The sequence below is a fragment of the Thermoanaerobacterium aotearoense genome (genome assembly GCF_009905255.1).
GTDB classification, from domain to species: domain Bacteria; phylum Bacillota; class Thermoanaerobacteria; order Thermoanaerobacterales; family Thermoanaerobacteraceae; genus Thermoanaerobacterium; species Thermoanaerobacterium aotearoense.
In genome coordinates this window covers 1053204-1066597 of sequence record NZ_CP047602.1, presented here as the reverse complement: position 1 = coordinate 1066597, position 13394 = coordinate 1053204, and the positions used below count along the sequence as shown (strand labels likewise).

General features: G+C 35.1%; 11 protein-coding genes. 1 reads left to right on the top strand and 10 read right to left on the bottom strand.

The features are described 5' to 3' along the window. Positions 1–7: 7 nt before the first annotated feature. The 7 genes from GSH73_RS05245 to asnB all read right to left on the bottom strand — a co-directional run bounded on the left by GSH73_RS05245 (position 8) and on the right by asnB (position 7153). Complete coding sequence (locus GSH73_RS05245; RefSeq protein ID WP_014759046.1) at positions 8–607, bottom strand: DUF445 domain-containing protein; 600 nt, start codon at positions 605–607, stop codon at positions 8–10. A 77-nt stretch (positions 608–684) separates the two neighbouring features. Next, positions 685–1560 (bottom strand): putative sporulation protein YtxC, encoded by an 876-nt coding sequence (ytxC, locus tag GSH73_RS05240; protein WP_014759047.1) that lies wholly within the window; start codon positions 1558–1560, stop codon positions 685–687. 54 nt (positions 1561–1614) lie between these two features. Further along, entirely contained in the window at positions 1615–2355 is a 741-nt protein-coding gene (locus GSH73_RS05235; RefSeq protein WP_014759048.1) for a DUF6873 family GME fold protein, read from the bottom strand. A 41-nt stretch (positions 2356–2396) separates the two neighbouring features. Next, on the bottom strand, positions 2397–3359 hold the full coding sequence (locus GSH73_RS05230) for a GGDEF domain-containing response regulator (protein WP_044983983.1): 963 nt from the start codon (positions 3357–3359) through the stop codon (positions 2397–2399). A 183-nt stretch (positions 3360–3542) separates the two neighbouring features. Beyond that, the gene (locus GSH73_RS05225) at positions 3543–4877 is read right to left on the bottom strand and encodes a GH1 family beta-glucosidase (RefSeq protein ID WP_014759050.1); all 1335 of its coding nucleotides are present in this window, start codon (positions 4875–4877) and stop codon (positions 3543–3545) included. 117 nt (positions 4878–4994) lie between these two features. Beyond that, positions 4995–5198 (bottom strand): 4Fe-4S binding protein, encoded by a 204-nt coding sequence (locus tag GSH73_RS05220; protein WP_013787791.1) that lies wholly within the window; start codon positions 5196–5198, stop codon positions 4995–4997. 113 nt (positions 5199–5311) lie between these two features. After that, a complete protein-coding gene (asnB, locus tag GSH73_RS05215; RefSeq protein WP_038069519.1) occupies positions 5312–7153 on the bottom strand; it encodes an asparagine synthase (glutamine-hydrolyzing) in 1842 nt (613 codons plus the stop codon). Between the two features lie 297 nt (positions 7154–7450). Here asnB and GSH73_RS05210 point away from each other — a divergent pair, with 297 nt between their 5' ends. Continuing rightward, the gene (locus tag GSH73_RS05210) at positions 7451–8932 is read left to right on the top strand and encodes a methyl-accepting chemotaxis protein (RefSeq protein ID WP_014759052.1); all 1482 of its coding nucleotides are present in this window, start codon (positions 7451–7453) and stop codon (positions 8930–8932) included. 532 nt (positions 8933–9464) lie between these two features. Here the strand turns inward: GSH73_RS05210 and GSH73_RS05205 are convergent. The 3 genes from GSH73_RS05205 to GSH73_RS05190 form a co-directional block, all read right to left on the bottom strand. After that, positions 9465–9803: a P-II family nitrogen regulator gene (locus tag GSH73_RS05205; RefSeq protein ID WP_014759053.1), complete on the bottom strand. Its 339-nt coding sequence runs from the start codon at positions 9801–9803 to the stop codon at positions 9465–9467. Next, complete coding sequence (locus GSH73_RS05200; protein WP_014759054.1) at positions 9803–11395, bottom strand: ammonium transporter; 1593 nt, start codon at positions 11393–11395, stop codon at positions 9803–9805. Before GSH73_RS05200 ends, GSH73_RS05205 begins: the two co-directional genes overlap by 1 nt. Before the next feature lie 421 nt (positions 11396–11816). After that, complete coding sequence (locus GSH73_RS05190; protein ID WP_014759056.1) at positions 11817–13139, bottom strand: ammonium transporter; 1323 nt, start codon at positions 13137–13139, stop codon at positions 11817–11819. Positions 13140–13394 lie beyond the last annotated feature (255 nt).

The window sequence follows — 13394 nt, the reverse complement described above, 5'->3', positions numbered from 1 at the left end:
CAATATTCTACAGCATCCTTACCACAAATGCCTGTAAAATGCCTATTACAAAACCTAAGACCCCGCCTAAAACCACAATCATCTTTAATTCTTTATTGGATACATCCAGTATGATCTTCTCCAGCTTTTCAAGCTCAAAAAGCTTTATCTTTTCTTCAACTATTTCTGCTATACCAATTTTGTCAGACATATCATTTAGCATAGTAGCTGCAGATTCATCCAAAAACTTCTCTGCCTCTTTGCTTACAATCCCAACTACATAATTGACTATCATTGATTTTAATGTTTTCGGTATAAATGAAGGAATGTTCTTTTCAACTGCAATATCAACGTCATCTAATATCCTTTTTATTATATAATTGCGATTGTCTTCATTTAAAAGTTTGTCCAATATGTCGTCCATTGACACAAGTTCATCTTCTACTACTTTTCCAATTGATGCTGCTATCTCATCTCTCCTTCTTGGTATGAGACCTTGGATGGAAATGCCAAAAATCTTTACAGGCTTTATCGGTTTAAAAAGCATGATGACAGCAATATAATTTGTTATCCATCCAATGGCTGCACCAACAACACCTAAAAACATCATTTGCAGAAAAAAATGCATCAGATCACCTCAACAAAATAACCTATGAATATAATAACAGATTTCATTAAATAATAAAACCCAGTTTAAGCTGGGTTTTATTTCCTTGCCTCATTTACTTTACATAAGCTGCAACCATTGCATATAAACACTTTGTTTGAAAATATTTTTTCAACAGTATCCAGAATATCCTTACTTTTTATATTTTCCAGCGAATGTATATATATTTTAGAAGGCGCCATTGCAATAAGCGTGCTTATAAGCATATCATCATCTGTCAATTCTCCTCCTGTAAATTCGATTGTTATATCGCTTAAAAACTTTCCTGTTATAGGTTTTTTTTCTTTATCGAAAAACAAGAACTTTCCGCTTTTGTCGATGAGGATATTAAGAACATCTACTTTGGAATCCTGAAGTTCTACAAAATACTTTAAAAGCCCAATAAATTCATCGTATTCCTTCTGCATCATGTATTCGTCAACTGCTCTATCTACAACTTCGCTTATCTCGCCTATGAAGTCTCTTAACCTGAAATTGACAAATCCCTCTATGTCAATGGTCTCATTGTCTTTTAGAAAATCCTCTATTTCCTCAAAAATTCTTTCTTTCTTAACTAATTTGAATGTCTCTTTGTTAGCATCGTTATCTAAAATACTTTTCGCTATGTTTTCAATCTTTTTCTTCTCATCGGAATCAAAATAGTAATAGTATTTATCTATAATCCTTTTTATCAGCTTCTTGTCGATCTGATTGACTATTACATCAGAAATCACATCTGATACAAGCTCTTTTATTTTAACTATATTTTTACTTGAAACTCTATCCTCTACGTCTATATTAAAAAAAGTAATGTTTCCACGATTATCTAAATTTACAGTAAAATCTAATCCTTCATTTTTCATATACTCTAATTCATTGTTAAAAACACTGCCACTTAATAAAGCATTTGGGATACCGATAGACAAAAGCTGCATTTTTCTCACTCCCTTCGTTAGTAGTATGTGCTTTTATTCCTTTTCTTTGCATCTTCAGTAGAGTGGAATAATGGAACCTATGTCTTTTACTTCACCAGATGTTAAAAAAATTATTTCTTTGTTTTTATATTTCATAAAATCAATTATTTTCTTGTATTCGCCGTGATATCTTAAATCTCCAGCAATGCAAAAAACATCTTTATCTATAAGCCCAGACGCTCCTCCTATAAATCCATAATCAAACCCATTAAGCTTTATGCCGCCTTGCTCAATCAAAAGGCAGTCAAATCCCTCTTTTGAAGCCGTCTTATAAACACCTGCGTCTGACGTTATAAAACTTGCATTGTCCACGATCGCCATGTTGCACTTGGTATATCCCTGATTAACGTGTATAAATTTTACTCCTTTTTTCTCTAATACTTTCCTTAACACAGGATCAGTGTACTTTAAATTGTGAAAAGCATAATCGCCCAATCTTGCTACATTATATGCTATATTGTCAGGATAGTTTCTACTTAGTACAGTCTTCCCAAATATTACTTCCAAATTTAACTTTTTGATTTCCTCAACAAAATTTTCATCAACATCTGGCGCTAAAACAATTTGACCGTCACCTGCATTGTGGACGATCATATCTGGATGATACGATATTGCTTCATAGAGAGAGCCATGTCTTTTTGTCATTATGACATCTATTTCCATCTTTCTCAATGACTCAGCCACATCATAATGCCTTCCATCAATTATGACATGACTCACTTTTTTATCAGGCACATAAGGATTTTTTAAAGACAAAGTAAAACCTCCTAAAAAAAATCAGCATACCAACCGTATGCCTAACATTTCCTTCTATCTTTTAAGTATTTACTTCCTTCCATAGACTTAAGCTTCCTCTTGATCTCTGCAGCCACTGCACTTATTTGAAGCTCATTATCAAAGTTTCTGTTTTCGTTTGTCACAACAGCTATAGATATTGAAACAAAAGGAAACCTCTGTATTTCTCCTCGCCTATTGATGACTTCTATATAGCCATTTGCCAAATCTTCATCATCGTAATACCTTTTTATATCCTCATCAAAGGTACTTATTATATAATTGCAAACATCATCGATTTTATCTGGAGTAGTGATTATTATGAAGTCATCTCCGCCTATATGACCTAAAAAATCATTTGCATTGCCACACTTAAAAAGCGCTTCTTTCAAGATCCTGGCTGTCTGTCTTATTATTTTATCGCCCCGTGAAAAACCGTAGTAATCATTGAAGGACTTAAAATTATCTAAGTCTATGTACAAAACAGCGTACAACGACCCATTTTTTATGCGCCTTCTTATCTCATACTTTATGTCAATATTGCCTCTAAGTCCTGTAAGTGGATTGGCCATCCTATTGTGCTCGATCCTCTGAAACAGATTTTTCACTTGCGCAAGAAGTTCTTTTTCATTGAATGGCTTCGTTATGTACGCATCAGCGCCTAACTCCAACCCGTGCAGCTTTTCTTCATAATTGTCACTGGACGTTAAAAGTATGACAGGCACCAATTGGTTTTCTTCCTCATCCCTCAATATCCTAAGCAAATCAAATCCACTAAGGCCAGGCATTACCACATCAAGTATTACCATATCCGGCAAAATACGCCTATAAAGTTTTAGAGCCTCATCACCATCTTGTGACTCGTAAATTTTGTACCCAGCGCTGCCTAAAATATTCTTTAAAATAGTCCTGCTTAGCTTATCATCATCAACGATCAATATACTTTTTTCATTCACATTACTTCCCCCAAAATCTTTTTCACCCATAATAAATTATATTTATGACTTGTAAGAATGATTCGCACCAAATGTAAATAAAAAAATAATAACCAATATATTACATCACTAATAAATTATAATATTGAAGAAGACAATAGTCAATAAAATATAAGAAAAATGGCAGGTTTAGCACTCTGCCATTTTCTACTATCAATAACACGATTTTTATATTTAGATGGTTCTTGTAGAAATCAAATCTTTGTACCATAGGGCACTGTCTTTCAAAATCCTTTTTTCTGTCTCATAGTCGACATATACGATGCCAAATCTCTTTGAATAGCCATGAGCCCACTCAAAATTGTCCATCAACGACCACACAAAGTACCCCTTTAAATTTCCACCATCATTCAAAAAGCGTTTAGCCTCTTTAAAATGCTGTTTTAAAAACTCTACCCGCTTTTCATCGTGTACACGTCCATCATCTTCAACGACATCATTAAACGCCGCACCATTTTCAGTAATGTACAATGGCATATCATAAGTGTATTCTCTTTTAAGCCTCATCAAAATATTGTACAGAGATTCAGGATAAATCTCCCATCCCATCTCTGTCCTTTCATTCCCAGGATCTATCTGCACAGCATCCAAAAGGCCGTCATTTCCTTTCTGGACAACTGCCCTTGTGTAATAATTAACTCCCAGAAAATCTAATTTTTGAGAAATCAGCTTCAAATCTTCATCATTTATGAAATCGACTTTTGCATATTTTCCAAAATACTCCACCATATCTTGCGGATATTTGCCTTTAAATAATGGATCTAAAAACCATCTGTTTTGGAATCCATCAGCTATTTGAGCTGCGACTTTGTCATCATCACTATCTGATGCAGGAAATACTTCATTCAAATTCAAAGTGATGCCTATTTTAGAATCATCTAAATTCAAACCTCTAAATATTTCTACAGCTTTTCCGTGGGACAGCAAAAGATTGTGTGAAACTAATAAAGCTTCACCTAAATCTTTATGCCCAGGCGCATGTTCACCAATGAAATACGACAAAAATGAAGAGCACCACGGTTCATTTAATGTGATCCAATTTTTTATGTATCCTCCCAGTTCAGAAAAAAGTTTTTCAGCATATTCGCCGTACCACTCAACAATTTCTCTATTAAGCCATCCACCTAAGTCATCAGCCCATTGAGGCAGATCCCAATGGTATATTGTAGCAAAAGGTTTAATGTCATTTTTTAAAAGTTCATCAGTCAACCTCTTATAAAAGTCCATCCCCTTAGGATTATACTGCCCTTTCGCAGGGAAAATCCTTGGCCAAGCAATCGAAAATCTGTACGCTTCAATCCCTAAGTCTTTCATCATCTTTACATCGTCTTTGTATAGATGGTAATGATCGCAAGCCACATCGCCATTATGACTTTTGTATACCTTTCCATCTTGTCTGGAAAATGTATCCCAGATAGACATAGTCCTGCCATCCTCGTTGTAAGCACCTTCAACTTGATACGAAGCCGTAGCAACGCCAAACAAAAAATCTTTACTAAAGTCCAACATTTCACACCCTCCCATAAATCATCTATTACAATTATACCATATATTTTACTCTTAATAAAAAGAAAATAGACAAAAAAATATAGGTATATACCTTCGTACATACCCTTTCTAAATATACTATGCGTTTACTAATTTTATAGCGCCGTGTGGACAATACCTTGTGCAGACGCCGCATCCAGTGCATTTTTCTTTATCAACATTTATCTCAACTTGAAACAAGCCTTTTCTTGATAACTTAAATGCGCCAAACTTGCAACTGTGGCTTGCTGGGCAAAACGGTGATCTATCACATATTTCTTGATCAACATACGCATACCTCATATCATTTCCTCCTTTTTTCTTTTCAATATTTTATACCCCCCTACCGTAGTAGGATTGTTTGTATACATTATACTTGTTTTTCGCCTAACTTGTCAAGATGTTTTTATGGATGTCTATAAAATTCTTATCTTGTACTTCAAAAGCCATTCATTTACTTGTATAAGGTATGCATATAACTGAGGACCACCCATAAGTTGAGAAAACCATGCTGGATCATAATCTTTTGCATCAGTATCTATTAAATTTTGCACTTCCTTTTTGTTGATTAACTGCAAAATTGGTGAGGACGGATCGTCAATAATCCTCTGAAGCCAACTTTTTACCTTCTCTTTGAAAACCGGGTTATGTGTCTTAGGATATGGGCTTTTTTTCCTTTCTACTACTATATCAGGTATATACCCCTTTAACGCTTCTCTCAAAAGGCCTTTCTCTCTATTGTGGAGGTTCTTCATATCCCACGGAATATTCCAAACATACTCCACTATCCTGTGGTCCAAAAACGGCACCCTGACTTCAAGGCCTGAAGCCATGCTCATCCTGTCCATCCTATCCAGAAGCATGGAAAGAAATCTCGTCTGATTCAAATAAAATATTTCCCTCATGCGAGAAGATGTTTTATCTTCTCCTGAAAGTTTAGGTACTTCTCTTAATGCTTCATTGTACCGATCATTTAAGTACTCTGTTGGACGGATCTTTTTTACAACGTCTTGAGATAAAAGATTCATTCTTTTTTCAACCATTCTTATCCATGGGAAAGTGCCTGACTCGACGGCATCTTTATTTCTAAACCACGGATAGCCTCCAAACACTTCATCAGCCCCTTCACCTGACAGTGCAACTTTTACATCTTTTTTGACTTCTCTTAGGAATAAGTACAAAGACGAGTCAACATCAGCCATCCCTGGCAAATCGCGGGCATAAAGAGCAGGCAACAGAGCATCTGCCAATTCTTCATTGTCCACATAGACATAATTATGATCTGTATCTATCTCTTTTGAAACAGCTTCAACTAAATCCGAATCGCTGTTTGGCTGAAATTGATTTGGCTTAAAGTATTTGTCATTTCCAATATAATCAACGGAATATGTTATAAGCTTGCTGCCTAATCTTTTTAATTTTTCATTGGCAAAGGCAGAAACCGCAGTAGAATCCAATCCGCCAGAAAGCAGCGAACACAACGGTACATCTGACACAAGCTGACGCTTCGAAGCATCGTCTAAAAGAAACCGAATCTTTTCCATTGTAGTTTTAAGGTCATCTTCATGGTTTTTACTTACCAATGACCAATATCTTTCAATTTTTATTCCACCTTTATTAAATGTAAGAGAATGGCCTGGCTTTAGCTCATATATATCGCGAAAAATACCAATTCCCGGTGTCCTTGTAGGTCCCATGACAAAAATCTCTGCAAGTCCTTCTTCATCCACTTCAGCCTGAGCGTATGGATGTGCTAAAATCGCTTTTATTTCCGAGCCGAAAATGAGAGAACCATTCTTATAAGTATAAAAAAGAGGTTTGACACCTATCCTATCTCTTGAGAGAAAAAGCTCGTTCTCGTAATCATCCCATACTGCAAATGCGTATATGCCATTTAACTTATGGACACAATCGCTGCCCCATTCAATATACGCAGTCAACAAGACCTCTGTATCTGAATGGCCATTGAATTTGTACCCTAATGACCTAAGCTCATCTCTTATTTCCTCCGTATTGTACAACTCTCCATTGTATATTATCACGCACTTTCTCTCGCCAAGTTCCTTAATCATCGGCTGTTCTCCACCCTCAGGGTCAATGACTATAAGCCTTGTCTGTGCAAAACCACAATGAGTCGAAAACCATGTCCCCCAGCTATCAGGTCCTCTATTCCTAAGTCTTTTCCCCATCGCAACTACTATGTTTTTCCTATTTATCACTTCTTCATCAAAGCTTACCCATCCTGCTATTCCGCACATCATATCAGCCCCTTTCGAAATAAATAATAAGGGTAGCCATATTGATTGATATTGAATTTCATCTGTTTGTAGTATATGTAGAAAGTATAAAAATGTGAAAAGGCATGTAAAAAATAATTAAAACAGATGAAAAAACATCTAACTAACAGGACCTCAGTGTACTCTTGACATTCCAGTAAATATCGATTATAATACTTCTCAAGGTTAGAAAGTAAATATTTTTATCAACGAAGGCGTTGATCAGTTTCTTTTGATCAGCGTTTTTATTTTTATACAAATGAAAAAGAGGTGTAGTAAATGGTGTTCAAAGACAAACAATTGTTGAAACTGTTAAATATTATAAATGCGAATAATTTACTAGATGAAAATAAAGACTACATTAATTTTAAAGGAATAATAAAAGACATATCTGTATCAATAACAAGACTTAAAAAGAAACTTGTAAAATACATATTTGAGACACAAGTCGCTTCAAGCCGTATATTCTCTGTATCAGAAGAATTGTCTATTACTATGGAAGAAAATAATGCTTTTGCCCAACAACTATATGCCGAATCGCAAGAAATATTTTCAAATAATTCACTTTGCTATGAAAATGTAGAAAATACAATCACCGAAATAAAGAAATTAGTTGAAAAGCTTGAAAATATCAAAAATACTTCTGGAGAAATGTACAACACTGGCATTCAATCGAGAAAACTGGTAAATGAAAGTTTCAAAGAAATCAGATTAGTTTTAGATAAGATAAGCAACATTTCTATAACCACAGAAGAAACACTAAATCGTATAAATGAGCTTACAAAAATATCAATACAAATTTCTCAGATATTAAAATCAATTGAAAAAATAGCTAAAGAAACCCATTTACTTTCACTAAATGCATCTATAGAATCTGCAAAAGCCGAAAAATATGGCAATGGTTTTGGCGTTATCGCAGATGGCATCAGAAAATTAACTTTAAACACCAATAAAGCTGTAACAGATATTGTGTCACTAATCGAAAAAGTAAATAACGAAATAGAAAATGTCAAAAAATCAGCCAGTGAAAATTATATAAACGTCAAGGATAGTGTAAGTAGTACAATGAATATAGAAAAAAGTTTAAGCATGATAGAAGAATACAACAATACAGTTATGAACATGATTAGCAAAATCGTAAATGTTTCTGAAGATGAATATAAGTACGTTAAAAATATCAATGAAAAGATCGAAAGTGTTCAAAACTTATTAAAAGAAGTATCAAATAATTTTGATATCATGAATAATTCTATATATCATCAAAAAGAAAATGCAGAGAAAATAGTATTTTTAAGCGATAAATTAAAAGAAGCATCAAATGATTTGAAATTATTGTCCGAAAGCGATGAAATAAAAAATGTAATACGAATGAATTTTGAAAATATAAAGAATACAGCAATTAATGTAATAAAATCTATAAAAAAAGAAATAATTTCAGATGAATTCTTACTAATGAATAGGAATTTTCATAAAGAAGCACTTGACGCTTTTTTAAAAAATCATAAAGAAATAGAAGCTCTTTGGACAAATGATATTAAAGGAAGATTTATTTATTCAAATCCACCTGCTGGTATTGCGAATGCAAACGTGCGAGAATGGTTTCAAAAATCCATAAAAGGCAAAGAATATGTATCTGAAGTCTATATATCTGCTATTACAAAAGCTCCATGTTTAACTGTATCTATTCCATTAATCGATAAAAACGGATCGTGCATAGGAGTTATTGGTGCTGATTTAAACATAAAAATATCTGATTTATAGTCTTTTTCCTATATTTTGTCGACCTTGTATTTCTCATACTGAGATTTTTTCATGCTACTTCAGATTCCACCTCACGGTGGGCAACCCCTGAAGTTCGGCTAAGTTGGTTCCATCACCTCGCCTATAGCGGACTTTCATTACCAACTTACCATACATCCTACATACCTGTCATACCATAGAAATCTCCTACCTATAAAAGATGGGAGATTTCTTTAACTCATTGTTGAATTAATAAATTTATAAATTGACCAGATGGCATCAACATTGATTTTTAGAGCAATTTGGTTTATGCTATAAAAGTAATCTTTTATTTAGCACATCGTGGTGATAAATTGTAAAACTCAAGTCTAAATGATATTCTTTTGTAACAATATCTGAACTTATGAAAGCTTATCAATAGTCAACACTACTGTAGAACTCGTATTTTTTTAATTTTTTTGTACAAACTATATTCACATCATCTTTCTGATAAAATTTTAAAAGGCTTCTACACTTTCTCTCGTGTAGAAGCCTTGATAATTTCACTAAATCTTTATATCGCTTTTTCTCCGCGTTCACCGGTTCTTATCCTTATGGCGTCTTGTATGTCGTATATGAATATCTTTCCATCGCCTACATTGCCTGTTCTTGCAACTTTTGTAACAGCATCTACGATGTTTTCAACACTTCCATCTTCTGTCACAATTTCAATTTTAACTTTAGGAAGGAGGCTTATCTCAATTTCCGCTCCTCTGTAAATCTCTTTTTTGCCTTTCTGATGTCCACATCCAAAAACCTGTGACACCGTCATTCCATGTATTTTAAGCTTATTAAGTTCCGCCTTTACATCTTCTAAAACATCTGGTCTTATTATACATTCAACTTTCTTCATTATTTTACCCCCTTGCTTAGTACAATATCATCTAAAACTTGTGGACTTTTTATATTTTTTTCAATCACACCATCCGAGTACACAACAGGCGTCAATTGGAAATCAGGATATGCTAAAACGCCCATCTCCGGCAAATCAAGCCCTGCGATCTCGTCTTCCGGTTTGACTCTTATACCCATTATAGCATCAAGAGCTTTGTAGAACAAGTAGCTTAATCCAAATCCGTATACGACTATTACTACCATATCAATAAGCTGTGCCCAAAGTTGACCTGTACTGCCATAGAGTATTCCTGTTACAGCACCTTGTACTCCATTGAGCCCTGCACCATATGTGCCATCTGCAAATATACCAACGCTTAAAATACCCCACAAGCCGTTTACACCGTGTACTGAAAAAGCTCCTACCGGATCATCTATCTTTAGTTTATTTTCAACAAAAGCAACAGATACGCAAACCAAGATGCCAGCCACTGCACCTATTATAAAAGCTGATATGCCATTTACGAATGCACATGGAGCTGTTATCGCCACAAGTCCAGCAAGGGCACCATTGCACATCATAGACGGATCAGGCTTTCCATATTTAATCCACATATAAAACATTGCAACAAGTCCTCCTACAGCACCGGCGATCATGGTATTTGTTGCAACAACCGCTAGCCTTAAATCCGTTCCATTAAGTGTAGAACCTGCATTAAATGCAAACCATCCAAAGAAAAGTATGATCGTACCAAGAATAGCCATTGGAATGTCATGGCCCGGTATTGCCACAGGTGTACCATCTTTCTTGAATTTTCCTATCCTCGGTCCTATGACCATCGCTCCTGCAAGTGCCATCATGCCCCCCATTGCATGAACGACACCAGAACCTGCAAAATCAATTACTCCATTCCCGAGTCCAAGTTTGGCTCCAAGCTGTGAAAGCCATCCTCCTCCCCAGACCCAACCACCATAGATTGGATAATACACCATTGAAACGAAAAACGACCCGATAACAACCGCTAAAAATTTAACTCTTTCCGCCATCGCTCCTGTAGGAATGGTTACCGTTGTATCCATAAATACCATCTCAAAGAAGAACAAAGCATACACACCTACGTCATACGTTCCGCCACTTGATAAGAAGAATCCGTTAAGTCCTAGTAAATTCCATCCTCCTATGCTTAGTGCGTGGTTCAAAGGCGCTGTACCGCCAAGGCTTGAAAAGGCTCCTGAACCTCCCATCATAAATGCAAAACCTGTTAGGAAAAATCCAACAGTACCTACTAAAAATACCATAAGATTCATAGCCATAGTGTGCATTGCATTTTTAGCCTGTGTAAAGCCTGTTTCAACAAGTGCAAATCCAGCTTGAAAGAAGAATATCAAAAATGCAGTCAACATTACCCATACAAAGTTAATCCCAAGCTTATTCTTTGCAACCTGTGTAGCTACTTCTTCTAGTGTAGGCTTACCTGCAACTGCGCTTGTAATGTCCTTTGCAGTGCCAAGATTCGCTCCCGTTGGATCGCCACCAGCAGCATATACCACCCCTACTGTCATTGCCAAAAGTAATGCAACTACAATACCTATTACAATTTTCCTTTTCATAAAAAGCACCTCCAGATTTTTAATTTTTATATTCTTTTAAAATTCCTGATTGAAAACTTTTTGTCTTTTATACTTTTTGAAAGATTGCGAATTCTCACAAAATAAATTAATACAAGGTAGACGATGGGCAATCCCATTATGAATGCTGGCACGTGATTTGAAAAAATTAATATTGTATTATGCATTGAAATACTGTACAATATAAACGCCAAACTTAAAATTAAAATTATTGTATTTAGTGTGTATAAAATGATGATAGACATTTTTTTCACCTATATCATCACCTCCTTCTAAAAATAAAGGTGCTTATATCTTAACAGATTAAGCACCTTTGCTTCTTAAATTTGCCAAATAAATTATTCATTTTTAAATAAATTATATTTATTTGGCAGCATTTATTATTTATTTTAAAGCTCTTAACTTATTGATTAAAGTCAATAGCTTTAAAGCCTATGTTATACGCTTCTTCACCGTGTTCAACTATGTCAAGACCTAATTCCTCTTCTTCTTTAGTAACTCTAAGCTCCATAAATAAGCTTATAAATTTCAGTATTATGAATGACATAAGTCCTGCAAAGATGTAAGTCGCAACAACTCCTGTAAGCTGAATAAGCAATTGATTCGGATTGCCGTAAAATAAGCCATTTGCACCTGCAGGATTTATAGCTTTCGTAGCAAATAGACCTGTTGCCAATGCACCCCATGTACCTCCAACACCGTGTATTCCAAATGCGTCAAGCGAATCATCATATCCAATCTTATGTTTAATGTAATTGACAGATATAAAGCATATTATACCTGATACAACACCTATTGCAATTGCTGAAACGGCTGTAACATAACCTGACGCTGGTGTAATTGCAACAAGTCCTGCTACAGCGCCGCTTACAGCACCTAGTAGTGTCGGTTTGCCGCTTACTTTCCATTCAGTTAATACCCATCCTATGGATGCAGCAGCAGCAGCAGTATTTGTCACAACAAATGCATTAACCGCTATGCCATTTACAGATAAAGCACTCCCTGCATTAAATCCAAACCAACCAAACCACAAGAATGCTGCTCCCATCAAAACCATCGGCATGTGATGCGGTACCATCTTTGCATTCTTTCTCTTACCAAGAATTAAGGCTGCTACAAGACCTGATACGCCAGAGCTTATGTGAACGACGGTGCCACCTGCAAAATCCAATGCACCTAAGTCTCTAAGCCATCCGCCGTTTCCCCACACCCAATGTGCAAGCGGATCATATACTAAAGTCGTCCAAAGCAATGTAAATATTATAAATGCTGAAAATTTCATCCTTTCTGCAAATGCACCAGTTATTAAAGCAGGTGTTATTATAGCAAACATCAATTGATATACCATAAACGCTAGAAGTGGTATCGTAGATGAATAAGTACTGTCGGGTCCAAGACCGATGTTATTAAGTCCAGCCCAATGTAAATTGCCTATCAAGTGATTTATATCACCACTAAAAGATAATGAAAATCCAAATAATACCCATTGTACAGAAATAAGTGCAATAATAGTAAAACTTTGCATCATTATGCTTATGACATTTTTCCCATTAACCATACCGCCATAGAAAAATGCTAATCCTGGCGTCATGATCATGACTAAAGCAGCCGAAAATAATATGAATGCGGTATCTCCTGTATCAATCTTTCCTGCTGCGGCAAAAGCTATATTTGGTATCAACATTGATAGTGCAATAATAGCTGGAATTAGTATTCTTTTTTTCATATAGTTTCCTCCTTTTAATAATAACAAAAGAAAACGCTCTAATACACAGGAATCACCTATGAATTAGAGCGCCTTTGCTCTGTCAATTTAAAGTAACAATATTTATTTTAGTTATATTATACTATATTTTTCAAATATGTCAATATAAAATTTTTGCCCTAGTTTTACAAGAAATTTTTAATTAGCACCCTAGTTTTGCAGCAAATTTTAAGATAGCATAATCCGAAACCATTTATTTTACTGATGATTTCGGGT

What these genes read in the sequence shown, in the direction of transcription:
- GSH73_RS05245 (WP_014759046.1), bottom strand. Translation starts at nt 607, where the DNA reads ATGCATTTTTTTCTGCAAATGATGTTTTTAGGTGTTGTTGGTGCAGCC.
- ytxC (WP_014759047.1), bottom strand. Translation starts at nt 1,560, where the DNA reads ATGCAGCTTTTGTCTATCGGTATCCCAAATGCTTTATTAAGTGGCAGT.
- GSH73_RS05230 (WP_044983983.1), bottom strand. Translation starts at nt 3,359, where the DNA reads ATGGGTGAAAAAGATTTTGGGGGAAGTAATGTGAATGAAAAAAGTATA.
- GSH73_RS05225 (WP_014759050.1), bottom strand. Translation starts at nt 4,877, where the DNA reads ATGTTGGACTTTAGTAAAGATTTTTTGTTTGGCGTTGCTACGGCTTCG.
- GSH73_RS05220 (WP_013787791.1), bottom strand. Translation starts at nt 5,198, where the DNA reads ATGAGGTATGCGTATGTTGATCAAGAAATATGTGATAGATCACCGTTT.
- asnB (WP_038069519.1), bottom strand. Translation starts at nt 7,153, where the DNA reads ATGTGCGGAATAGCAGGATGGGTAAGCTTTGATGAAGAAGTGATAAAT.
- GSH73_RS05210 (WP_014759052.1), top strand. Translation starts at nt 7,451, where the DNA reads ATGGTGTTCAAAGACAAACAATTGTTGAAACTGTTAAATATTATAAAT.
- GSH73_RS05205 (WP_014759053.1), bottom strand. Translation starts at nt 9,803, where the DNA reads ATGAAGAAAGTTGAATGTATAATAAGACCAGATGTTTTAGAAGATGTA.
- GSH73_RS05200 (WP_014759054.1), bottom strand. Translation starts at nt 11,395, where the DNA reads ATGAAAAGGAAAATTGTAATAGGTATTGTAGTTGCATTACTTTTGGCA.
- GSH73_RS05190 (WP_014759056.1), bottom strand. Translation starts at nt 13,139, where the DNA reads ATGAAAAAAAGAATACTAATTCCAGCTATTATTGCACTATCAATGTTG.